General features: G+C 71.6%; 19 protein-coding genes and 3 pseudogenes. 8 read left to right on the top strand and 14 right to left on the bottom strand.

The window, feature by feature from the left end; translation table 11 throughout:
- Positions 1 to 224 (top strand): annotated as a pseudogene (locus IEZ12_RS24790) (phospholipid scramblase-related protein); the annotation flags it as partial.
- Between the two features lie 111 nt (positions 225 to 335).
- Here the strand turns inward: IEZ12_RS24790 and IEZ12_RS24785 are convergent.
- Positions 336 to 1,298 carry a phosphatidylinositol-specific phospholipase C gene (locus IEZ12_RS24785; RefSeq protein WP_189274817.1) on the bottom strand — a complete coding sequence of 321 codons (963 nt, stop codon included), beginning with the start codon at positions 1,296 to 1,298 and terminating at the stop codon, positions 336 to 338.
- Positions 1,299 to 1,528: 230 nt separating this feature from the next.
- Between IEZ12_RS24785 and IEZ12_RS24780 the strand changes: the two genes are divergently transcribed.
- Both IEZ12_RS24780 and IEZ12_RS24775 read left to right on the top strand, forming a co-directional pair.
- Positions 1,529 to 1,696: a hypothetical protein gene (locus IEZ12_RS24780; protein WP_189274816.1), complete on the top strand. Its 168-nt coding sequence runs from the start codon at positions 1,529 to 1,531 to the stop codon at positions 1,694 to 1,696.
- Between the two features lie 549 nt (positions 1,697 to 2,245).
- Positions 2,246 to 2,932, top strand: a complete 687-nt coding sequence (locus IEZ12_RS24775) for an alpha/beta fold hydrolase (RefSeq protein ID WP_189274814.1) — start codon at positions 2,246 to 2,248, stop codon at positions 2,930 to 2,932.
- A gap of 656 nt (positions 2,933 to 3,588) precedes the next feature.
- Here the strand turns inward: IEZ12_RS24775 and IEZ12_RS38990 are convergent.
- From IEZ12_RS38990 to IEZ12_RS24765, 3 genes and pseudogenes are all read right to left on the bottom strand, one after another.
- A pseudogene (locus IEZ12_RS38990) lies at positions 3,589 to 4,317 on the bottom strand (Ig domain-containing protein); the annotation flags it as partial.
- A gap of 201 nt (positions 4,318 to 4,518) precedes the next feature.
- Positions 4,519 to 4,959, bottom strand: a pseudogene (locus IEZ12_RS38985) (S1 family peptidase); the annotation flags it as partial.
- A gap of 350 nt (positions 4,960 to 5,309) precedes the next feature.
- The gene (locus IEZ12_RS24765; protein WP_189274809.1) at positions 5,310 to 5,510 is read right to left on the bottom strand and encodes a hypothetical protein; all 201 of its coding nucleotides are present in this window, start codon (positions 5,508 to 5,510) and stop codon (positions 5,310 to 5,312) included.
- Positions 5,511 to 7,452: 1,942 nt separating this feature from the next.
- Here IEZ12_RS24765 and IEZ12_RS40645 point away from each other — a divergent pair.
- From IEZ12_RS40645 to IEZ12_RS24750, 4 genes are all read left to right on the top strand, one after another.
- Positions 7,453 to 7,815, top strand: a complete 363-nt coding sequence (locus IEZ12_RS40645) for a ferredoxin (RefSeq protein WP_373295524.1) — start codon at positions 7,453 to 7,455, stop codon at positions 7,813 to 7,815.
- A gap of 636 nt (positions 7,816 to 8,451) precedes the next feature.
- Positions 8,452 to 9,435, top strand: a complete 984-nt coding sequence (locus IEZ12_RS24760; RefSeq protein WP_189274807.1) for a CapA family protein — start codon at positions 8,452 to 8,454, stop codon at positions 9,433 to 9,435.
- A gap of 1,245 nt (positions 9,436 to 10,680) precedes the next feature.
- Complete coding sequence (locus IEZ12_RS24755) at positions 10,681 to 11,283, top strand: hypothetical protein (RefSeq protein ID WP_189274806.1); 603 nt, start codon at positions 10,681 to 10,683, stop codon at positions 11,281 to 11,283.
- Between the two features lie 101 nt (positions 11,284 to 11,384).
- Positions 11,385 to 11,795, top strand: a complete 411-nt coding sequence (locus IEZ12_RS24750; protein ID WP_189274804.1) for a PLL family lectin — start codon at positions 11,385 to 11,387, stop codon at positions 11,793 to 11,795.
- 274 nt (positions 11,796 to 12,069) lie between these two features.
- Here IEZ12_RS24750 and IEZ12_RS24745 read toward each other — a convergent pair whose 3' ends face one another.
- Complete coding sequence (locus tag IEZ12_RS24745; protein ID WP_189274802.1) at positions 12,070 to 12,651, bottom strand: hypothetical protein; 582 nt, start codon at positions 12,649 to 12,651, stop codon at positions 12,070 to 12,072.
- Positions 12,652 to 13,049: 398 nt separating this feature from the next.
- Here IEZ12_RS24745 and IEZ12_RS24740 point away from each other — a divergent pair, with 398 nt between their 5' ends.
- Positions 13,050 to 15,176: a vWA domain-containing protein gene (locus IEZ12_RS24740; RefSeq protein ID WP_189274800.1), complete on the top strand. Its 2,127-nt coding sequence runs from the start codon at positions 13,050 to 13,052 to the stop codon at positions 15,174 to 15,176.
- A gap of 124 nt (positions 15,177 to 15,300) precedes the next feature.
- Here the strand turns inward: IEZ12_RS24740 and IEZ12_RS24735 are convergent, their stop codons facing one another.
- From IEZ12_RS24735 to IEZ12_RS38975, 9 genes are all read right to left on the bottom strand, one after another.
- Positions 15,301 to 15,768, bottom strand: a complete 468-nt coding sequence (locus tag IEZ12_RS24735; RefSeq protein WP_229847936.1) for an OsmC family protein — start codon at positions 15,766 to 15,768, stop codon at positions 15,301 to 15,303.
- Positions 15,769 to 15,883: 115 nt separating this feature from the next.
- The gene (locus tag IEZ12_RS24730; RefSeq protein WP_189274798.1) at positions 15,884 to 16,333 is read right to left on the bottom strand and encodes a universal stress protein; all 450 of its coding nucleotides are present in this window, start codon (positions 16,331 to 16,333) and stop codon (positions 15,884 to 15,886) included.
- Between the two features lie 41 nt (positions 16,334 to 16,374).
- Entirely contained in the window at positions 16,375 to 16,794 is a 420-nt protein-coding gene (locus IEZ12_RS24725) for an Hsp20/alpha crystallin family protein (protein WP_189274796.1), read from the bottom strand.
- 170 nt (positions 16,795 to 16,964) lie between these two features.
- Positions 16,965 to 17,699, bottom strand: coding sequence for a flavodoxin domain-containing protein (locus IEZ12_RS24720; RefSeq protein WP_229847934.1), 735 nt, complete (start codon positions 17,697 to 17,699; stop codon positions 16,965 to 16,967).
- 94 nt (positions 17,700 to 17,793) lie between these two features.
- Complete coding sequence (locus tag IEZ12_RS24715) at positions 17,794 to 18,444, bottom strand: trypsin-like serine peptidase (protein WP_189274795.1); 651 nt, start codon at positions 18,442 to 18,444, stop codon at positions 17,794 to 17,796.
- Positions 18,445 to 18,977: 533 nt separating this feature from the next.
- Positions 18,978 to 20,033 carry a universal stress protein gene (locus IEZ12_RS24710; protein WP_229847950.1) on the bottom strand — a complete coding sequence of 352 codons (1,056 nt, stop codon included), beginning with the start codon at positions 20,031 to 20,033 and terminating at the stop codon, positions 18,978 to 18,980.
- Complete coding sequence (locus tag IEZ12_RS38980; RefSeq protein ID WP_229847932.1) at positions 19,976 to 20,443, bottom strand: acylphosphatase; 468 nt, start codon at positions 20,441 to 20,443, stop codon at positions 19,976 to 19,978. The genes IEZ12_RS24710 and IEZ12_RS38980 overlap by 58 nt, the downstream gene beginning before the upstream one ends.
- A gap of 1 nt (position 20,444) precedes the next feature.
- A complete protein-coding gene (locus IEZ12_RS24705; protein WP_189274791.1) occupies positions 20,445 to 20,930 on the bottom strand; it encodes a hydrogenase maturation protease in 486 nt (161 codons plus the stop codon).
- Positions 20,920 to 21,932: Ni/Fe hydrogenase subunit alpha (locus IEZ12_RS38975; RefSeq protein ID WP_229847930.1), on the bottom strand; the 1,013-nt coding region annotated here is incomplete at its 5' end. The genes IEZ12_RS38975 and IEZ12_RS24705, both read right to left, overlap by 11 nt.

Genomic DNA, 21,932 nt, shown 5'->3' with positions numbered 1-21,932 from the left:
CAGCAGGGTGGCGCGACAGACGGCCGGCTGCCCGTGGCGGAGGACCGTCGCCGAGCAGGGGTATCGACAGCCGGGCCGCCAAGGTGCAGCGCCAGGTGCAGCAGCAGGCGGGCGTCGGACCGGTCCACGGTGGCGGCGGCACCCTCTTCTCCGAGCCCGTCCTGGTGGTGAACCAGAAGGTCAAGCTGATCGAGCTGACCAACGAGTACGCGGTTTTCGGCGAGGTGGTCGAGCCGGCGTTCGGCGCGTTCGACTCGCTCCCGCTTCGCGGGGGCAGGGTCCGGTGACGTCGGCTGCCCCGGGTCGTCAGGGCCGCCGACGTCACGTCGTTGCGATCAGGCGGCGAAGTTCTTGTCGATGAGCATCTGTAGGACGTTGACGTGGAAGTCGGGGAAGTCCATCGGGACGATGCCGTAGCGGGCGGCCCCGCCGGTGCGGGCGGCCAGGTACGGGTAGACGGACTGGTCCATCAGCGTCTGTTCGGCGGTTTTGGGCCACAGACCGCCGGCGTAGCTGAGGAAGTTGACGTACATCTGCGGGGAGTCGGGGTCGGCGGTCGCCGCGTCGAACTGCTGGGTGATCGCCCGGCCCTTGACCCGCAGCGGGAACAACTGGTCGGTCTGCCAGAGGTCCTGGGTCCGGAAGTACTGGTTCGTGCCGCTGGACCACTGGATCAGGCCCCAGTCGTTGGCGAAATCGGCGAGCAGCACGATCCGCCCGCGGGCGGCGCCGAGGGTGGGCCAGCCGTAGAGGTGGAAGAGGCCGCGGTACCCGAGGTCGTCGAGGTAGTGGCCGACCCGGCGGCGGAACTCGGCGGCGTCCAGGGCCTGGCCGCCCGCGTTCTCGTTCTTGAGCCGCATGACGAGCGTCTCGCCCGGATGGGCCGTCAGGAAGGCGCGGCACTGGTCCAGGACGTCCTGGAGGCGGACGTACTGGTAGGCGTCGGAGTGGTAGATGCCGAGTTCGTCGGCCGTTCCCTGCAGGCCGTTGCACCGGATGTCGAGGAACCGGACGCCCTGGGTGAGCTGCTCCGGGACGCCCCAGTTCTGGGTGTGGGACCACTCGGTGCCGTGGGCGGGGTCGGTGCAGCAGGAGTCGTGGGTGCCGGGAATGGTCAGGCCGAGCAGGGAGCGCTCCGGCGCGAGGTACGACATCCAGTCGGCGGTGGGCTTCCCGCCGGGCGTGCCGGCGGAGCCGACCGCCGCGCGGGCGGCGGGAGTCGGGAGGAGGCCGCCGAACGCGGTGGCGACGGCGGCGAGGGCGCCGCGGGTCAGCAGCGTGCGGCGTGCGACGGCCATGGGATTCCCCCCGGGGTTCGGTCGACCCTGCCCGAATGTTGTCCCGTTCATGCCCAGTCTGGCCCGGGGATATGCGGCGGACGCCCGCACTTCGGGTGTCCCGCCGTGCGCCGAGGCCGGCGCGGTCAGCTGCCGAAGCCGAGGCCGAAGCGGTCGAGGGTTCGCAGCCACAGGCTGCGGCGCCGGGCACTGGCGTCGGCCGATGCCGCGCCGCGGCAGCCACCCTCGGCATGCACCACTCCACCGTCCAAGCCCGCCACGAAGCACTGACCGACACCCTCGGCCACGACCCGCGCAGCACCACCGGCCGCATGCGTTACGTCGCCGCCGCACCGCTGCTGCGCCTCACCGGCCCGGTCCCCCGGCAGGAGCAGCGGCGCGCCGCGCGGCAGGCGTGAGCGCCTGTCCGCAGGACACCCGCCCTGTGACGGGCCCGCAGCCCGCGATGGTCCGGTTCGGCCGAGTGCTGCCCGCCGTACACGGTGCGCAGCCCGACGTTGAAGGTCGGCCGGGCGGCCGTTGACGCCGGCGCCCCGGTTCGCGCCGCCGCACCCGGCCGGCACGGTCGAGGCAAGCGGCTCGGCCGTCGTACCGGGAGCCGGAGCCGGCGGGGCCGACCGGTTGGGCGCCGGTGCTTCCGCCGCCGTCGGCACTCCCGCCGCCGGTGCTTCCGCCGCCGGCGCCGGCTGCCGTCCCGGCGTGCGGGTGCAGGTGCACGAGCGCGCCGACGGCCAGAACGCCGAAGACCGCGATCAGCCAGTAGGTCAGCCCGCGCTGGACGGCGTGCAGCAGGTCGTGGCCGACCACGGCCGGCGCGATGGCCGAGCCGATCGGGAGCGCGTACCAGAGCGTTGACCAGCAGTCGCGGCCGACCGCGATGAGTCATAGCGTGACCACTCGGTGCAGCCGGGTCGCCACGGCTCGACGACGACGAAACGAGGAACCCCATGGCCAGCAGGGCCAGCATCGTCTTCGCCCACGGACTCTGGGCCGACGGATCGTGCTTCAACAAGCTCATCCCCGCGCTCCAGGCCGAGGGGCATGTGGTCTCCAGTTCGCAGCACGGCCTCGACTCGCTCGAAAGCGACGTCGCGTGCGTCACCCGCTCCATCGACTACGTGCCCGGCCCGGTCGTGCTCGTCGGTCACTCGTACGGCGGGACTCTGATCACCAAGGCCGGCGTTCACGACCGGGTGGGCGCGCTGGTCTACATCGCCGCGCTCGGCCCGGACGAGGACGAGACCTCGCAGGAGCAGCAGAACAAGTTCCCCCGTACGCCCGTGTTCGATCACATCGACGTCTCCCACGGCCGGATCTGGCTCAAGGAGTCGGGCACCGGCGATTTTTGCGGCGATCTGCCGCCGGCCGAACAGAAGCTCGTCCGGGCCGTGGGCGCCGTGCCGGTCCCCGACCTGTTCGACCAGCAGGTGCCCGGTACCGCCTGGCGCACCAAGCCGAGTTGGTGCATCGTCGCGAACAACGACCGGACGGTGCACCCGGACCTGGAACGGGCCTCCGCCGAGCGCATGGGCGCCAAGGCCTACGACGTCGACAGCAGCCACGTGCCGATGCTCTCGAACCCGGACTTCGTCCTCGACGTCATCCGCGACGCCGCGAAGTCCCTCGAAGCGTAGGCGTCGATCGGCCGGACTCCGCCCGGGTCCATTCCCGGGCGGCTCTCTCCTGGCGGCGCAGGCGCGGGCGTGCTCGACCAGGCTGACCATCGCCGCGTCCATGGCGGCGACCGCGGCCGTGAGTGAGCGGCAGGTGCGCCGGCATCCACTCCACGGTGGCCGCCGGCGTCCGGCGCGGCTGCCCTCGTCCCGGTGGAAGCCGGCGTCGACCCGGTGGCCGCCTGGCCGACGGAGACCTCGAACTGACGCCACGCCTCGGTCCGCGACACCCGGGGGTCCCGGCAGGCGGGCCCGCAGCACTACGCCGTGGGCCGGGATTGTCGCCGGCATCCCCGAGGAGCGCGGCCTGCACCGCAGGGTGCTGCCACTGCGCGCCAACCCGCCCGCAGCGACAGCGAACCGGTCCGGCGGACAGGTGCCCTGATCCATGGCCGTCATCGGGATTGACCGGACGTCAGAACCGGTTCCGGGCCGACGAAGCCGATTCGGCGCGCGCCGACAGGACTGGCGAGGCGTCAGAACCCGTGTGCCGACAACGTGGGGTCGGGTAGCACGGGACGGGGCCCGGGCTCGTCGGCCGCGATGCGGAGCCGGGCGAGGACGAGCCCGGCGGAGCCACCGGAAGCGTTCGGGTGGCTCCGCCGGGCTGTGGGGGCTCAGCTGGTCTGGATCGCTGTGTCGTCGATCACGAAGGACGTCTGGAGGGAGGCGTCCTCGACGGCGTTGAACTTCACCGTCACCGACTGGCCGGCGTAGGCCGAGAGGTCAATGGTCTTCTGGGCGTAGCCGGTGTTCTTGTCGAGGTTCGAGTACGTGGCGACCGAGGTGCCGTTCGCCGTGACGGTGAGCTTGTCGTACGCGCTCGACGTGGTGGTCTCGGCGGTGTCGATGTGCAGCCAGAAGCTCAGCGACGCCTTGCAGCCGGCCGGGACGGTGACGGTCTGCGAGATGCTGTCGGTGTGGCTGGAGCCGTAGCCGTCCATCCACGCCTTCCACGAACCGCTGTGCGCGGCCTGGGAGGTGGAGTTGTCGACCACGCCGGTGCTGGTGGTCCACGGGGCGGCGGTGCCGGTCTCGAAGCCCGCGTTGCCGAGGAGCTGCGCCGGGGTGCAGGTGCCCTGGTTCGTGGTGACCGTCCAGGAGAACGTGGTGGAGGCGGTCTTACCGGCCGCGTCCTTGACGGTGACGGTCGCCGAGGAGCCGCCCGCAGTGGTGGGGGTGCCGCTGATCAGGCCGGTGGAGGCGTTGATCGACAGGCCGGCGGGCAGGCCGGTGGCCGAGTAGCTCAGCGGGGCGGTGCCGCCGGACGCCTGGATCTGCAGGCTGACCGAACCGTTGACCACGGTGGACTGGTTGCCCGGGTTGGTCACCGACACGGCCGCGCCGGCCGGCTTGGTCAACAGGCAGCCGCTGACGTTCAGGTCGATCACCCGGCCGGTGCCCAGGCAGGTGGTGAACCAGTAGGTCTCCTCACCATAGCTCTGGCCCTTGGTGACGGTGGTGGTGCCGTCCGCGGCCACCTCGCACGGGTTGTTCAGGGTGCACATCGCGCCGTCGTCGTTGCCGGTGTTGTTGATGCCGACGACCTTCTTGCTGGCGGCGTCGACGATGGGCGAACCGGACGTGCCGTGTGTGGTGTTGCAGCCCGCGCTGTAACGCAGCGAGTCGTGCCAGGTCCACTGGTCCTCGCGCAGGGTGCCGACGAACCCGTTGATCGAGCAGTTCCACACCTGCTTCCAGTACGAGGACGGTATGTACATCGCCGACCCGTCGACCGGATGGGTGTCGCTGATCGTCAGCGCCGTCGCCGCGTACTTGGTGGTGATGGCGGCGAAGGTGTCGGTGAGCTGGTACAGCGCGACGTCGGTGCCGGTCATCGTCGCGTACAGCACCTTGTCCGCCTGGACGGTGCCGAGCGAGGTGCCGGCGGAGTTGAGCAGCGTGCCGCTGCGGCTGGCGCTCGCGTTCTGGATGACCTGGCCGGCCGACGGCATGGTCGGCAGGCAGTGGCCGTTGGTCAGCATCATCGCCCGGTCGGTGTCCACCGAACTCGGGTAGCGGACCAGCGAGGCGGAGCAGTTGCTCAGCGCGATGGTGGAGGTCAGGTCGCCCGCCTGAACGGCCTGTGCGGGAGCGGCACCGAGTGTCAGGGCACCCGCGACGACCGCGACCGCGCCGAGCGCGGCGGCGAATCTCTTGAACATGGCTCTCCTTGTGGGGGATTGCAGGCGTGCGACCGGTTGGCGCACGTCCGCGCCGCACGAAAATGCCATGGTCACTTCAATGCGGTCAACCATGTCGACGGAACTCGCGGTCGAAGTCCTCCGCAGACGCGGGTGTTGGACTGGATGTCTGACGTACCGTCACCTCCCGTTTGTCACAGCCCGTCAGGCGCGGACGTGCTGCGCGCCTTCGCCCAGAGGGCCGCGGGGAAGGTGGCACGCGGGTCGGGCTTCGGGACGGTGATCTCGTCGATCGGCCCGGTGGTCCTCAGGGGCTCCGGCACCACGGTCAGCGCGTAGGCGGCGAGGCCGGTCGGGATGTGCGCGGTGAAGGGCAGGCCGGGCCCGCCCAGCACCTCGGTCCGCCGGGCCGACGCGGGAGGCCGAGCGGCAGCCCGGGGACGGACGAGGCCAACGGGGCGGTCGGCTCACTGCCGCAGTGCGTCTCGGGGGAGGGGCGGCGCTGCGGGGCACCCGGTGCCTGCGTACGGACACGCATGGGGGCGAGGGCACGGTGTCTCGCCCGGTCCCGGTCGTCGGTGCTCATGCGTGCCTCGACTTCCGGCCGGCGCCGGCCCGGCGGGTAGGGGAAGCGCGTGCCGCTTCGGCCGGGCAGTTCCCACCTGCCGCGGGTCGACCGGCCGAGCACCGGCGCCAGCCGTCCGTAGCCCGCCGGGTACCGCCAGGCGATCACGGTCTCCACTCGGGCACCGGTCAGTTCTGCCTGCCGCACGGCCCGGGCCGGCGCCGTTCGGGAGGCAGGAGAGCCGTCCACACCCGCCACGATCCGCGCGGCCTCCGCGTCTGCGCTCATGTCCTTCGCTCTCGTGCCCCACGGACCACCATCCGTACGGCGCGCGCACCGGTCCATCGGGAACGGCCCGGACGACGTGCGGGAGGCGTGCTTTCCGACAAGGACGAGTCGGCCGGGACCGACCGCAGGAGCCGGCCGTTCGAGCCGACGTCGCCGCGAAGTGATCGGTGCCCGCACCCGGATCAGCGGGAACAGGCGGCCGGGCGGGGGACGGACCGCGTGGCGGCCGGGAGCGACCGGCGGGCGAGCCGGGAGGATGCGGACGTCGCCCCTTGGAGGAGGAGGCACTGCGCCCGACCGGACCGCCCCCCGCCCCGCTCGACCTGTGGACACCCATTGACCTCGTGGTGCGGACGGTGGCCCGGCAACGGCCGATTCTGCGGGAGCCGGCGAAGGAGGTACCGATGGACGCGCCCGTCGTCGGGGTTGACGGGGCACGGCCGAGAGCGCGGCGGCCGCGCACTGGGCCGCCCGCGAAGTGGCACGGCGCGGCGCGGCCTGCCGCTGGAACTCCTTCAGGTCCGGCCGTGGCGCGGCCCCCACATCCTCGCCACCTCCGACGCCGAGCGCCGGGCGCGACAGCAGCCGGTCCGGCCGTCCGCGGCCCGCGAACCCTCGGCGTGGTCGAAGCCGCCGACGAGGTCGAATTACCGGTGCTTGGACGGCGGACCCGCCGCGCCCCGAGCGGACCGCACCTCGGCCCCGTCACCCAGGCAGCTCCGCATCACGCCCGCAGCCCCGTCGCGGTCGGTCCCTGCAATTGATGAGCCCGAAAAGAGGCACAACCCATGGGAGGCACTCTTGAACACACTCCCCCCTCCGGTTCCCAGGAACCTCTCGGAATGCATCTGTTCGGCCAGGAAATGGACCCACCGCCTGCCCGAAGAAATTTACCGGACCACCGTGACGATGCGTCGCTACAACACCTTCGACCAGCTCCGCGCCCAAGTGGTGGAACTCGGAATCCCCTCGGAAAGCACTGAGAGTGAAAAGCCCGGCCCCGATGCCGCTCAGGCATGAGCGCTTTCGCCACCTCCGGCCGCCGGGGCGGTCGGCGCGGACCGCGTCCACCTGCGCGTGACCCGGACCCGCACCAATCGGTCGGCCGCCCTGGCCGCGGCGCTCGACGAGCGCCGCGCCGCCCTGCTCGACCCGGTGCCCATGCGGGTGGAGGCTGCCGCACGGCTACGTCACCAGCGATGTCGACTGCCCTGGCCCACTGGCTGAACGGAGCTCTGCCTGCCCGACGCGTTTCCGGCCCCGCACCTGGGAGAGCGGGGTCCGCGTACGGCCGACCTTGGTCCAGAACGTCGAGACCCTGGCCCATCTCGCCCTGATCGCCCGTCACGGCGTGGCCTGTTCTCGGCGGACCGGCATGGACACGCTGGCGGGCACCGCCCCGGCGACGGTGGCCGGAGCCGTCCGCCGCCCCGGCGTCCTGGGGATCGAGCCCGGAACCCCGGCCGGCACGGTCCTCGCGCAGGTTGGCGGAGCCGGGCCTTCTCCGCCGACGTCGACCACCACGCCCGCCACGTCCGCCACGGCCACTGCCACCGACCCACCGCGCTGCCCGGGTCGGCCGCGATTCCAGCGGAGCGCCGGACACGACCGCCCCCGCCCATGAAGTCCCGGGCATCGACCGGATCGCCTGCACCGGCTACGGCCAGTGCGCCGAACTGCTCCCCGAACTCCTGAGCCTCGACGAGTGGAGCCACCCGGTCCAGCACACCGCCGCCGTCCCGCCCGAACTGCACACGCCCGCCGTCCGCGGCTGTCCCCGTCTCGCCCTCTCATGGTCCAGTCGAGGCGAGACCGAAAGGGGTAGTGGGATGATCTTGAAGGTGTGAGCCCGAGTTCCGGATTTACCGCCGGGGCTCGGTCCTGTCCCGGGTTCCGCTCCTTCCCTGTGCTGACGCCGCGACGATCCTGCACGGCGCGCCCGGCAGGGGCTGGGCGCGTCGGGTGGGGATGACCTCGATCGAGCGGACCGCGTATCCGTGGTTCAAGCGGCTGATCACCGCGCGTGAGCTGCACATGTTCTTCTCGCCGTCCGAGGAGGAGCAGACGTGGGCGGAGGAGGTGGCGGACTCCGACCAGCACCAGCAATGGATATGGAAACTTCCATGTGTTCTGGTCGATTCCAGGATTCGGCTTTTGCCGACGACCACTGCCGAGGCGGTGTCCGCGTACTGGCGGCGGTCAATGTGCCGACCGGACGAGGTTGCCTGCGGGGGAGCGCAGGACGAGCCTGGAGGAGTGGGGCCGGATATGCGGCGGGCAGAGGAGCGGGCCGCGCGCGCGATGCAAGGGGAGTCGTCGCGGGTGACCGAGCGGGTCTCCGGAAATGGCGGACGCCGACACCGCCGAGCTGGTCGGGGCGGTGCCCAAGGCAGGCTCGCTGCACGCGTTCCACCTGGACGAGGGCTTGACCAGCCAGGTGACGGTCGACGTCCGAACACGGCGAGCGGGAACGGATCGGGAGAATGGCGCTCAAGGTCGCACTGGCCGGCGACACGATGCTCGGGCGTGGCGTCGCCGAGGAGCTGCGGCACTCGCCGACGCCGCAGACGCTGTTCGCCGCCGAGGTGCGGGAGGCACTCGCGGAGGCCGATCTCGTGGTGCTCAACCTGGAGTGCTGCGTCTCCGATCGAGGGCACCGCTGGCCGGACCCGTACAAGCCGTTCTTCTTCCGGGCCCCTTCCTCGGCGGCGAGGGTGCTCGCCGAGCTGGGGGTGGACTGCGTGACCCTGGCCAACAACCACGCGCTGGACTACGGCTTCGACGCCCTTGCCGATACCCGTGTCCTGCTGGAGGGCGCCGGTATCCGTACGGCGGGAGCGGGCCGGGACGTTCTGGCGGCCCGACAGTTCGCGGTGCTGGAGACGGGCGGGGTGCGGCTGGCGGTGGTTGCCGCCACCGACCATCCGGAGGACTACGCGGCCGACGAGCAGCGTCCCGGGGTGGCCTGGGCCGACCTCCATGCGGGCGTACCCGACTGGCTCCGGGAGCTGGTGGTCCGGGCCGCGCGGGAGGCCGACATCGTGCTGGTCACCGCGCACTGGGGCCCCAACATGACTTCCCGACCGCCGCGGCACGTGCTCGCGGCGGCACCCCAGCTGCTGGCGGCCGGCGCGACATTGGTGGCAGGGCACTCCGCCCACGTCTTCCACGGCGTCGGAGACCGGATCATCTACGACATGGGCGACTTCGTCGACGACTACGCCGTCCACCCGGCGCTGCGCAACGACCTGGGGCTGCTGTTCCTGGTCACCTTCGACGGACCCGAGCCCGCACGCCTGGCCCCCGTCCGGCTGGACGCACTGCCCCTGTTCCTCGACAACTGCCACACCCGCCTCGCCCGCGGCGACGAGTGGGAGTGGATCCGTGGCCGGTTCACCACCGCCTGCGCCGAGCTCGGCACCCACGTGGGCCGGCGGGCCGGACGGCTGACGGTCGATTGGAGATGAGCTGGAAGTCAGTGACGGGGAGGTCGGGCTGGTCGAGGAGAGCCCACACCGCTTCCGCATCGAGCAGCGGGACCGGATGCGAGTACGAGTTCAGGCGCGATCCGGAGGCTGGTCATCGGTCCTCCCGCAGGGTCTCGGCTTCGGCGCCACCCACCTCTTCGAGGAACCCCTGGAGGAAGTGGCGAACCTCGCCACCCACTGGTTCACCGGCCACCTGCTCCACGCCCCGCACCGCACCCGGCGGCCCGACATCCGGGCACGCACCGGTCGAGTGAGGGTCGATGGCCTACCGCATCGGTCCCACCCCACACCGTCCATCCGCACCGGCAACAGACGTGCTTCGTCCCCGGCCCGGCTCGCCACTGACAGAGGATCATCTCCTTCCGGAGCACCACGGCCGCGGGCTCGGGGCCAACCTGGTCGAGCGGTGCTGCCGTGTCCTGGCCGCCCACGGCGCGCACGAGGTGATTGCCCGCCTGGACGAGGACGCAACGCCCGGTGGCCAGCGCTGCGACACGGCCGCCGCAAGCCGTCTGCTCCGAGCGCGGGGAGTTCGGGCAATCGGTCGACTCTCGTCGTACTCACGCCAACCGTGGATGACCGCGACATGGACCATGGGGGACCCGAGAAGCCAGGAGTGACCCCGGAGGCCGTCGCCGCCTTTCAGCGGCCGAGACCGCGAACGGCTGGCCCGGGCGAGCGATGGGCCTGGGCATGGAGGCCGAGCGTGTCCGGCGGCAGTTTCTCCTGGAGCTCGCCCGGCCGTGGTGACGGGGAGTCGAAGGACGCTTTCCGCGGCTCGGCCGCCGTTCCCGGGGCGGGGCCTACGTCCGCGCCGCCGAGCAGGACGGCCGGCGCGGCCCTGGCGGGCCTCCCCGAGCACCGACCCACCCCGACGGACAGCCCGACCCCGGGCGACCGCGCTCGCGAGGGTGGTGAACGGTCGTCGGCCGGGGGTGCTCTGACGGCCTGCTACGGGACGGGCGGTGGCGGGTGGGGGTGCTTTCGGTGGCGTTGGTACAGACCTGTTGCCTGTCCGCAATATACCGGGCGGGGTATGCAACAGGTGTCACGAGTTGGTTCCACATGGAACGGTCAAGGGCCGAACCGGCGTGGTGGGGTTCATCGAACCGGGCAGGATGTCCATCCGATGGATCTTGGAAGTGAAGGTCGGGCCGCGGGGGCGCCGACGAATTCACGGCTCGGTTCGTCATGCCCACCCACCATCCACTGAGGATTTTCACCATGCGTCTCAACCGCTTCACCACGGCCGCAGTCCTGGCCGCGTCCGTCCTCGCCCTCGCGGCCTGCGATCCGGACGGCAGCCCCGTCGGTGCCGCGCCCGGTACGGCCTCCGCCGCCGCCCCCACCGCCGGCGGCGCGGCGGCCCCGTCGCCCGCCACGTCCAAGCCGGCCGGCGGAGCCGAGAGCCCGGGAAAGTCCGGCGCGGGCACCGCAAAGGCCTCCCCGCCGGCCGCTGACTGCGCCGCGGGCGCCGCCGCCCTGGGCACGGTGGTCGTCGCGGTCGATGCTGCCGAGAGCCCGAAGACCGTCCTGAAGGCTCGGGCCGCCAAGTTCGTCTGCGGGCCGGACGTGCCCGGCGAGGGCTACTTCGAGGCTGCCGGGGACGCGAAGACCTACGAGTTCGCGTCCGGCGCGCAGGCATTCGTCCTGATCGACCTCAAGCCCAAGCAGGCCACCCCGCAGGCCCTGGCCGCACTCGTCAAGGCCTGCGCGAAGGACCCGAACTCGGCGCCCGATCTGCAGCACTGCTACGGCAACCAGCTCGCGCTGAAGCTCGACGCGCAGGGCCGGATCACCACCGCGACCCAGCTCTACCACCCGTGACCGCGCGCCCCCTGCCGGGGCGTCGGCACGGTCGTGCCAGACCGCAGACATTCAGCGCGCCCGGCCGAGGAAGGCCGGGGCGCGACCATCGAGAGGAAACCATGTCGATCCGCAAGTTGAAGGCCGTCGTCGTCGCAGCGGCCGTCGCCGCGGGCGTTGCCGTCTCGTCGGCACCCGCCCAGGCGAGCGTCTGCTCCTCCGCCGGACGCGAATACATCTGCGAGTACCAGGTGGCCACGTACAACCTCCCGAACAACACCAAGCAGAAGTTCGTCGTCGGCACCGACTACGCGGTGTGGACCCGGTGGACCGACACCAATAACGTCTGGGGTCCGTGGATCTCGATGGGCGGCAACGTGCGAAGCGGCGTGTCGTTTCTGACGCCTACCAGTGATCCGTGGAACTTCCTGATCATCGCGATGGGCACGGACAACAACACCTGGGGCCGAGAGCGCGACCACAACGGCAACTGGTCCGCCTGGTTCAAGCCCTCCCTCCCGTTCAACGGCTGACAGTCGCACCACGGCCGTGTGCCCCAGCGCTTCCGGGCGGTGGGGCACACGGCTGTTGGCGCTACCGGTGAGACACCCGCCGTGCCTGGTGCGGGCGGAGGCGCGCGGACCCGGCCCTCCGGGCGGTCCTGGGCGGCGGCGACGGCGGCCGGGAGCCGGGGCGGCCCCCCGGAGGCGGGCATCGACACCGGTGGTAGGGGCCCCAGGCTGGGGCGCTTCGCGGACGCGTTCGTGCCCGCCCCGGGGCGGGGCGGGCACGGGGAGGGTGGGCTGCTCAGGCGATGCTGAAGTCGTTGGTGACGCCGAACACTTCGGTGGTGTCCCGGTTGCAGCCGCTGCCGACCGGGTCGAACAGGGTGCTGCGGGTGACCGTCTTGCCGAGGCCGCTTCCGGCGGTGACGACGCCGTTGCTCTTCATCCGGGTGCGGATCAGGTTGCCGCGGGCCTCGTGGGTCGCGACCACCTGGCGGTACTCCACGGTGGTGGTGTCGCCGGTGTCCCAGGTGTAGGTGACCGTCTCGGTGCTGAACCCCGGGAACGGGTCCTGGCAGGTGGAGTCCCAGATGACGGGGGTGTTCTGGTTGAGGGTGCTGCTCGCGCTGCCCGAGCAGCCGCGGTAGCTGGTGCGGTGGGTCGCCGAGACGGTGCGGCCCGCGGTGGTCGGGCCGGGCTGGAACAGCCAGCTCTCGGTCTGCTGCACACCGCTGATCGTGGTGGAGCAGTGGACGGTGAAGTTCGGGTTCGGCACGGCAGCCGTCCGGACAGTCGGCCGGTCGGTGCCGGCGGCGGCGGTGGCGGGCAGGAGAGCGGTGGATATTGCGGCGAGGGCGGCGAGCGCGGTGCTGATCCGGCGCATCAGGTGACTCCGTTCGTGTGATGGGCCTCCTGCGTCTTTCGTCGGATTCGTTCACGAATCACTTGAGCGGTTTCCACCGTTCGAGTGACACCGTTGCGCTCTCCCCGCGCTGATCGATGGGACGCGTCGCCGGCCGGAGCAGGAACCACTGCGAGGTGACCGCCGCTGGTCGAACCGCTCGGCGATGAACGTTCCGTCCCGCGCAGGGCAGGCCGCCCCGGCCCGGAGATCGTCCTGTGGAGCCTGCTGGACGGCGGGCTCGTCGACCGGGCGGTGCGGGGTGCGCTGCCCGGTGTTCAGCCACTTTCGCAGGGGTGACCGGATCGTCGTCGGCGTGTCCCTGGAAGGAAATCGACCAATATCGTCCAGTTCTTGGTCAATATGGCGTGGTGTCCGATATGTGTACTTCCTGTCGCCGGCCGTTCCTCACCGTGCCGGTCCTGCTGTTCCTGAGTGCCTCGGCGGTCGCCGCCGTTCCTCTCGCCGGCCGTGCGGTGCCGCCGCCCGGGGCGGAGACCTCCGTGGTGACGGTGCGGACCGGTGGGGACCGGACGGCCGCGCAGGCAGTGGCCCCACTGGCCGGCGTACGGCTGGGCCTGTACGCGGACGAGGCGTCCGACGTCCCGGTGGATCCGGGCTGGGGCGTCTGCGTCGCCGACGCGGACGGGGACTGCTCCTTCGTCGTGCCGGACACCGCAGACGGCGGGGCCAACGAGAGCGCGCGCTTCTGGGTGCGGCAGCTCCCGGACGGTGCACCCGCCGGGTGGTTCGCCAACCCGGTGCTGCGCACCGGGCCGGGCAGCGGCAGCGACTCGATCGCCTCTGTTTACACCTTCCGGACTCCGGCCCTGGCGGCCGGCCGGACGTACGCGTCGACCGACACCGGCCCCGACGGCTTCATGATCAGTGACACCTACGGCACGAACTACACCGCCTCCGGCGGCGTGTGGCAGGACTCCCGCACCAACCCCGTCCCCACCGTCGGCTGCGGCCTCGACGTCGCCGTGGTGCTCGACCTGTCCGCCTCCGTCGGCAGCGCGCTCCCGCAGCTGAAGGCGGCCACCGACACCTTCGCCGACGCCCTGACCGGCACCCCGTCGCGGATGGCCCTCTTCTCCTTCGACCAGGCGTCCCCCGCGACCACCGTGGACCGCAACCACCCGGAGCTGGTCCCGGTCTCCACCAAGGCCGGCGCCGACGCCTTCAAACAGCTCTACGCCGGGTGGACGCTGGGCAAGGGCACCAACTGGGACCAGGGCCTGGCGGCGGTGGCCGCCGCCACCGAGCGGTACCAGGCGGTCGTGGTGATCACCGACGGGAACCCGACCCGGTTCGCCGACGACGCGCAGGGCGACGGCTCCCGGACGCACTTCCGGGACGTGGAGAACGGCATCTTCTCCGCCAACGCCGTCAAGGCCACCGGCGCACGGATCATCGCGGTCGGCGTCGGCAAGGGCGTCGAGGGCGTGTCCGGACTCAACCTCCGTGCGCTGTCCGGTCCGACCCTGTACGACGGGACGAACCTGCTGAGCGCCGACTACTTCCAGACCGCCGACTTCCCCTCCGCCGGCCAGGACCTGCACGATCTCGCACTGTCGCGCTGCCAGGGCAGCATCTCGGTGGTCAAACAGATCGCCCCGGCCGACACCACGGGCGAGGACGTCACGGGCTCGGTGAACGCGGGGCCGGGCTGGACCTTCGACGCGACCACCGACGACCCCGGCATCGGCGGCCTTCCGGCCACCGCGACCACCACCGACGACGGCACCGGCTCGGTCGCCTTCCGGCCGACCTTCACCGGCACCGACAGCGGCCCCGTCACCATTGGCGAAATCCAGCAGGACGGCTACGAACTGGTCACCCAGGGCGGCCGGAACGCGGTCTGCACCAACCTGAACACCGGGGCGCCCGCCGCCGTCACCGACCAGGGCGCCGCCTTCACCGTCACCGTGCCGAGCAACGAGGCCATCAGCTGCCTGGTGCACAACCGCCCCGCCCGACCGGCCGACGTCACCGTCACCAAGACCTGGCAGGTCGACGGCCGGCTCCTGCCCGACGGGCAGCAACCGGCCGGTCTCACCGCGGCACTCCGGCTCACTGGCCCCGGGGGAGCCGACGCCACCCCGCAACCGTGGAACACCGCCCGCACCGGCTACCGGATCGGCGAACAGATCACCATCACCGAGACCGCCACCGTCGACCGCCCGGGATGCACCCTCGTCTCGTCCCGACTCACCCGCCTCGACGGCGCCCCCGCCGACCTCCCCCTCCCCGACACCGAGGAACTGACCGGCGAGCACCTGACGGCCGAGGTCACCAACGTGGTCGACTGCGCACCGGAGCCCACACCGCCGCCCACCGCACCGGAGCCCCCGCCCATCCGTCCGCCGGGTGCCACCGCGGGCGCGCTACCGGCCACCGGAACCCCCGCCCTGCCCTCCCTCATCGGATGGGCCGCCGCTGCCACCGCCCTCGGCGGCACGATCCTGCGCCTGGCCACCATCCGTCGCCGGAGCCGGCGGTAAGCGCTTGTGACACGCCGGACGACGGGGCCCGCCACGCGGGCCCTACGACCCGGCCGTCACCGCATCCACCCGCCCCCCTGAGGGGCCACGGGCGCAGCAGCCGTTTCACGCAGAGTGATGGTGTTCACCGCTCGTCCATGGCCGGTCCCAGCGCAATGCGCACGGTCGGTGGCTGCTGGAGGGAGTGGTGGACGGTGCAGTTCGAGGCCACTGCGAGCAGCGCGTCACGGCGCGCCATGTCGAGCCCGGGCGGTACGTCGACCGTCACGGTGATCTCCGCGACCCGGGCCGGTCGGTCGGTCGCCATGGTGAACTGCGCCTCCACTCGCAGGCCGTCGGCGGCCACGCCGTGGCGCGCCAGGTAGCGGCCGGCGTAGAACGCCACACAGGACGCGAGGGAGGCCGCGAACAGCTCCGTCGGCGTGGGACCGGTGTCGTCGCCGCCCGCGTCGGACGGCTGGTCCACCACCAGCCGGTGGCCGCGGACCGCGACCCGGTAAGCGTCCCCCGACAGGTGGTCCACCCGGATGCGCCCCGGTGGCAGGGCGGAGTCGGTCCCGGGGGTTCGGACGGGCGGTTCGACGTCGGACACGGTCTTCTCCACAGGTCGGTCGGGCAGAGGTGCGTTCATCGGGACTTTCGGCTGGGGGCGCACGACGGCGGCGGGCCGGTGGAGCGGCTCGTCCCGAGCGGCGGGCGGTGCGCCGTCATTCGGCGGTGCGTACGACCACGACGGGGCAGGGCGAGTGCTGCACGCAGTACTGTCCGACGGAGCCCAGCAGGGCGCCTTCGAAACCGCCGAGGCCGCGGTGCCCGACGACCAGCAGGGACGCCCGCTCCCGGGCGGCGGACAGCAGGACCCAGGCCGGGGTGCCCTCCTCGACCCTGAGCCGGACATCGACCGGTGGTCGAGCGCCCACGGCCTTCTCGACGCTCTCGGCAAGGGCCTTTCGTGCCAGCTGCCCCAAGCGCGCCTCGTCGCCGGCCGGCACCGCACTGCCCCACCCGGAGAACGGCGGCTCCCAGGCCATCACCGCCTCCACCACACCGTTGGTGAACCCGGCCTGCCGCACCGCCCAGCGCAGGGCCCTCCTCGACTGCTCCGATCCGTCCACCCCGACGACGATCTTGCCGTCGAGGGCCGGTTCCTCGGTCATGGTTCCGCCCTTCCGATCCGGCCCGGGTCCCGGGCCCCTTGTCAGCTGCCGCCGGTGATCTGCACGGTGTGCGGCTGCTTGTCGGTCGTGCCGAGGGGAGTACGGACAGTCAGGACGCCTCTGTCGTAGCTCGCGGTGATCTCCTTCTCCTTGGCCTCACCGGGCAGCCGGACGGCGCGCTCGAAGGATCCGTAGCGGAACTCGGAGCGGTGCTTGTCCTTCTTCTCCTCGGTGCGCTCGGCCTTGATCCGCAGTACGCCGTCCTGCACGGTGATCTCCACGTCCTTGTCGGGGTCGATGCCGGGCAGTTCGGCGCGGATGACCCAGGTGCCGTCCTCCACGCACTCCTCGACGCGGATCATGTGATCACCCGAGGATGGGCGAAGGTCGAACGGGAAGTCCTCGAACAGGTCCGGGAACGGCCACCAGTGTCGCCGCTGCTGGGTAAGATCGCCGGCCATCACAACCTCCTCGCACGTTGTTCCATGCGCGTTGTTCCATCTCCTCCCAGCTTCGCGGCCGCGGCGGCGGGCGGGCATGGGCCGCCCGGGGGTCGGCGTATGGGCCGTTGGGCCCTTCGCAGCCGTTCAGGGAAGCTCGGCCCACCTCGGGCGACGGGAACAGGGCCCGGTCATTCCGGCGTGCCGCCGGCATGTTCGCCACGGCCCGACAGGCTCCGGCCGATCTCCCGACCCCAGGCGTCGACCGCGGACCAGTTCCGGTGGTCGCCGTACCGCAGTCCCATCGCCCGGAACTTCACGCGTCCGGCGCGTGTCAGGTGCTCAGGTTCGACGACCCCCGAGAACAGGCGGTGCCCGCGAGGCCGGAGCTCGGCGATCAGGTCGCCCACCACGTGCTCCTCCTCGCGGGCGGCCAGCGCCCGCCACGGGCCCCGCAGCGCATCCGGCATCCCCACGGTGAACAGCCAGAGATCCCGGCCCGCGAGCAGGCCGGCGTTCGCGCGGACGAACCGCGATGCGGGCGGGAGCCACCTCATGTCGTGAACGGCGCTGCCGACCACGTAAGCGTTGTATCCGGCTGGATCGGTGACGACGTCGACGGCGATCGTGTCGACCTCGCACTCCTGCTCCCGCAGGCGTGCCGCGAGGCGTTCGGCGATGCTCCGGGTCGAGCCGTGGACGCCGGCGTACGCGACGAGCACACGGGCGGCACCGTGCCGATCGGCGGTCCCCGGGGCTGTGGTCACGTTCACCAGTCTCATCGGCCGGGCATCCGGCCGCGACCACGCGCACCCTGACGCGGCCGGGTCCACCGCGCGGTGTCCGGCCGCCCCGTCCCGCTCCACCGGCGTGTGCTGTGCGTGAGAAGACGGGCCTTCGAGCCGGTCTTCGGGGTGGGCGGCCATCTGGATGGCGGTCTGGCAGTGGAGGACGGTGCGACCGCGACGCTGACGGCCGAGGTCGGTGCAGCGACCGGGCAGGTGCCGGTCCCCTACTGATTCATCCGCCCGCCGCTGAATGCAGGTCTCCGGCCGATGGCGGCTGATAGTCCCTGGTCGCCCGGAAGAGGTCGAACGTACGCCCGTCGAAGCGGGGTCCCCACACGCCGGGATACCCGGCGATGCCGAAGGAATTCAGGCTGATCGCCCTATTGTTGTCCGGGGCGTACTGGTTGCTCCAGTAGATGATCCAAGGTCCTCCACTGCAGCCGTGCGAGAACGGGTTCTGCGGCATCCTGTCAATGCCTTCGATGTCGTAATCGGCGGTCCCTCTCACGGCATGCATGTCATTGGCATTCCCGTAGTTCTGGGGATAGCCGACGGAGATGCACGGGATTCCTGAATTCTGCGGCCGGCAGTCCAGGCCGAGCCAGTCGGCTTCGGATCTCTCGTGGGCCTGGAGGAATGCGTAGTCGTAGGCGTAGTTCCCGTTGACCGACCACTCGTCGGGCACCGCACAGTGTGAGAATGAAACTTTCTGTCCGACCCATCCGAAGATCGAGCTCCAGGCGGACCGGATGAAGAGGAATTTTGTGTTGATCCGGCCCGAGGTGCCGGCGCTCGCGCAGTGACCGGCGGTCATCACGACCTTCGGGTCCCCGACGAAGGCGGCGCTTCCCTGGTAGTCCTGCGTGCCCCCGGTCGGGTTCACCTGCGTGAAGAAGAATTTTCCGCAGTTCCAAGAGGGGCGGACGTTCGGATCGACCTTTTCAGGATTTTCGGTCGAAATCGCCTCGGCCTCCTCCGCGGGCGGGGCGGCCGTGTCCGTCGAGCCCTGCCGCGATTCCTCTTCCTCGCGGATTCGCCGCAGCGTCTCGGCAGGGGCCGTTGGGGACTCGACCGGCTTCGCCCTCCTCAGGCGCTCGTCGGTTCAGTACTCCAGTGTCTCCCGCCGCTCCTGAGCGGAGAACGATTCGGTGTTTTCCCGTAGCCATGACATGTCCTGTCAGGTCTCTCTGCCAGTGGTCTGGCATGTATTTCTTCTGCTGCTCTGCTTGACCCCGGGCAGGCCGGGCGTGAGCCGGCGGCGTCTGTGGCCCGGTGCAATTGGCAACGGTGCGCCGTGTCATGGAATTCGCGTGGGGATCGCGTCAGCGACCCTCCGTGGAGCAGCGTTCCCCGACGACAGCCCGACAACCGTCCGTGGAGCGACCGGCGGAGGCCCCTGGCCTCGCCGGAAGGCGCTCAGTGGCGTGGCCGGCGGTTGAGGAGGTGGCCGTGGGTGGCTGCGGGGTGGGTGACCATGTCGACGTCGATGTCCTCGCCGGAGGCTTCGACGACGGCCTCGCCGGTTCCCCGCCGGAAGATGCTCCTGAGCCGGCCGCGGCGGCTGGCGCCGATGACGATCTGGGTGGCGTTGGCCTGTCGGGCGAAGGCGACGATGGCTTTCGCGGGGGCGTCGCCGCTGACGGTGTGCCAGGTCCCGCCGAGTTCCTCCACCAGGGCGCGCTGGCGGGCGAGTTGTTCCGGGGGTGCGCCGGCGAGCCCGTCGTCGCGGGCGACGTGCACGGCGAGGAACTCGCCGCCCGCCCCGCGCGAGGCGATGCGTTTGGCGCGCCGGATCAGCGCCTCGCCCTCGAAGCCGCCGGACAGTGCGACCAGCACCCGTTCCCGGGTGCTCCACGGGTGCTGGATGCCGTGGTCGTGGCGGTAGCGCAGCAGTGCCTCCTCGACCCGGTCGGCCGCCCAGAGCAGGGCGATCTCCCGGAGCGCGGAGAGGTTCCCGGCCCGGAAGAAGTGGCTGAGCGCGGAGTCGATCCGATCCGGCGGGTAGATGTCGCCGTCCGCCATGCGGCGGCGCAGGGCTTCGGCGGACATGTCGACCACTTCGATCTGGTCGGCGCGGCGGACCACGTCGTCGGGCACGGTCTCCTGCTGGCGGATGCCGGTGATCTGCTCCACCACCGTGTTCAGCGACTCCAGGTGCTGGATGTTGACCGTGGAGATGACGTCGATCCCGGCAGCCAGCAGTTCCTCGATGTCCTGCCAGCGCTTGGTGTGACGGCTGCCGGGGACGTTGCTGTGCGCGAGCTCGTCGACCAGGGCGAGTTGCGGGTGGCGGGCGAGCGTCGCGTCGAGGTCCATCTCGGTGAACTCCGCGCCGCGGTAGGTCAGCGTGCGGCGGGGGACGGTCTCCAGGCCCTGCGCCATCCGGCGGGTCGGCAGGCGCCCGTAGTCCTCCATCAGCGCGACCACCACGTCGGTGCCCTCCGCGGCGCGATGCTGCCCTTCGGCGAGCATGTCGTAGGTCTTGCCGACTCCCGGGGCCGCCCCGAGGTAGACGCGCAGCAGCCCGTGTGGCACGTCGCAGGCCTCCTTCCCGTCCGGTCCGCCCACCGTTCTGAAGGCGGGCTCGTTTCACTCCGCGCTCGCCGATCGGCCGGGCCGCTGCCGTCGGCCTGTTCGCCGGGTGGAGCCGGGCGGCTTCGGACGCGGGTGACCCTGGCCAGTGGCGGTGCGTCGTGTTCGAGTCCCGCGGCGTACTCGGCGAGCGCACCGGCCGGTCCCGCGACGAGCGAAACCACACGGCCGTCCTCGTTGCGCACCCGGCCGGTGAGCCCGAGTGAGCAGGCCGGCCGGTGGGCGAACGGGCGGAAGCCCACGCCCTGGACCGTCCCGTAGACCTCGATCAGTCGCAGTTCGACGGCCATCTCAGCTCCTCCCGTACCGGATCCGGTGTTCGGCCAGGACTTCGCGCACCAGTTCGGCGGCCCGCGGTACGGCGCGGGCCACCTCCGGGCCGAGGCCCTGGCCGATCGTGAAGTCGCCGCCCTCGACCGCGATCACCACCAGTTCGCCGGGAAGCCGGCCCAGGACGCGGGCCAGTGCGACCGCTTCGCCCAGGCCCAGCCCGTGGGACCCGCCGCCGGGATGCTCGGGCCGGGTGGCGTCCCCACGGGTGCGGATCCGATGGATCCGGCCCGGATCGCCCGGGTGGCTGTGCACGGCGTCGACCACCACGGCCAGCGCGGCGCCGTCCCAGAGGTCGATCAGCCGGGTGGGCTCGCCGTCGCAGAGCGCCACCCGGTCCGCCTCGACACCGCAGGCGGTCAGTTCGGCGAGCACGGCTGCCGCCGCCCCGTCGTCGTGGCGGTACTCGTTGCCGACACCGATCAGCACGACCTGGTCAGCTGTCATCGCCGCGTCCTTCCACGCTGAGAGTGAGGAAGTGCGCGGCGCACGAGATGCAGGGGTCGTAGTTGCGGATCGCCTGTTCGCACCGGCGGGTGAGCTCCTCGTCGTCCAAGTGCAGCCGGGGCTGCACGAAGGCTCGCAGGTCCGCTTCGATCGCGCCCTGGTTCTGGGCGGTGGGCGGGACGATGACGGCGCGTCGGACCAGGCCGTCGCGGTCCAGCTCGTACTGGTGGTAGAGCAGTCCGCGCGGGGCCTCGGTCGCGCCGTGGCCGGTTCCGGGGCGGGCCGGAACCGGGACCGCCGGTGCGGGCGGCCGCCGGTACTGTTCGATGATCCGCTGTGCCTCGGCGACCGCCCACAGCACTTCGACAGCGCGGATCAGGATGGTGCGGAACGGGTTGGCGCACTGCGGTTCGAGGCCGGCCCGTGCGGCCAGGGCGCGGATGTCGTCAGGCAGCTGTGCGGCGTTGAGGTGCCAGCGGGCGATCGGTCCGGTGAGGTGGGGGCGGCCGGAGAGGGTGGCGTGCAGGGCGGTGGAGTGCGGCACCTGGTGCTCGCGGACCCGGTCGGTGAACTCCGGGACCGGGAACGGTCCGGTGCGGGTGCCGGTCGGGGAGCCGGCGTCGATGGCGTAGCCGTCCGTGCCGCTCAGCGCCAGCAGTTCGTGCCGGACCGTGAGGTCGGGGAAGTCGAACCCCGCCACCCAGCCGAGGGTGTCCTCGGCGTCGGTCCTGGCCTGTTCCAACAGCTTTGCCAGTCGGTCGAGTTCGGCCCGCTCGGGGAGCCGGTGGAAGCCGCCGACGCGGATGTTGACCGGGTGGATAGCCCGGCCGCCGAGGGTTTCGACGATCTCGTTGCCGGCCTTCTTCAGCCGCAGCCCGCGCGCCAGCAGCGCCGGATCGGTGCGCGCCAGCGCGAGCGCGTCCGGAAGGCGCAGGAAGTCCGGGGCGTGCAGCAGGTAGATGTGCAGGGTGTGGCTCTCGATCCACTCGCCGCAGTACAGCA

Origin of the sequence: Kitasatospora griseola (assembly GCF_014648555.1) — a bacterium.
Taxonomy (GTDB): domain Bacteria; phylum Actinomycetota; class Actinomycetes; order Streptomycetales; family Streptomycetaceae; genus Kitasatospora; species Kitasatospora griseola.
This window is presented reverse-complemented; position numbering and strand designations above follow the sequence as displayed.

Excerpts from the sequence above, each read along its gene's own strand:
- IEZ12_RS24730 (WP_189274798.1), bottom strand. The coding sequence starts at position 16,333 with ATGACCGAGGAACCGGCCCTCGACGGCAAGATCGTCGTCGGGGTGGAC.
- IEZ12_RS24705 (WP_189274791.1), bottom strand. The coding sequence starts at position 20,930 with ATGACAGCTGACCAGGTCGTGCTGATCGGTGTCGGCAACGAGTACCGC.
- IEZ12_RS24745 (WP_189274802.1), bottom strand. The coding sequence starts at position 12,651 with ATGCGCCGGATCAGCACCGCGCTCGCCGCCCTCGCCGCAATATCCACC.
- IEZ12_RS24775 (WP_189274814.1), top strand. The coding sequence starts at position 2,246 with ATGGCCAGCAGGGCCAGCATCGTCTTCGCCCACGGACTCTGGGCCGAC.
- IEZ12_RS24755 (WP_189274806.1), top strand. The coding sequence starts at position 10,681 with ATGCGTCTCAACCGCTTCACCACGGCCGCAGTCCTGGCCGCGTCCGTC.
- IEZ12_RS24740 (WP_189274800.1), top strand. The coding sequence starts at position 13,050 with ATGTGTACTTCCTGTCGCCGGCCGTTCCTCACCGTGCCGGTCCTGCTG.
- IEZ12_RS24710 (WP_229847950.1), bottom strand. The coding sequence starts at position 20,033 with ATGCTCGCCGAAGGGCAGCATCGCGCCGCGGAGGGCACCGACGTGGTG.
- IEZ12_RS38980 (WP_229847932.1), bottom strand. The coding sequence starts at position 20,443 with ATGGCCGTCGAACTGCGACTGATCGAGGTCTACGGGACGGTCCAGGGC.
- IEZ12_RS24785 (WP_189274817.1), bottom strand. The coding sequence starts at position 1,298 with ATGGCCGTCGCACGCCGCACGCTGCTGACCCGCGGCGCCCTCGCCGCC.
- IEZ12_RS24750 (WP_189274804.1), top strand. The coding sequence starts at position 11,385 with ATGTCGATCCGCAAGTTGAAGGCCGTCGTCGTCGCAGCGGCCGTCGCC.
- IEZ12_RS24760 (WP_189274807.1), top strand. The coding sequence starts at position 8,452 with ATGGCGCTCAAGGTCGCACTGGCCGGCGACACGATGCTCGGGCGTGGC.
- IEZ12_RS24780 (WP_189274816.1), top strand. The coding sequence starts at position 1,529 with ATGCACCACTCCACCGTCCAAGCCCGCCACGAAGCACTGACCGACACC.
- IEZ12_RS24725 (WP_189274796.1), bottom strand. The coding sequence starts at position 16,794 with ATGGCCGGCGATCTTACCCAGCAGCGGCGACACTGGTGGCCGTTCCCG.
- IEZ12_RS24720 (WP_229847934.1), bottom strand. The coding sequence starts at position 17,699 with ATGGCCGCCCACCCCGAAGACCGGCTCGAAGGCCCGTCTTCTCACGCA.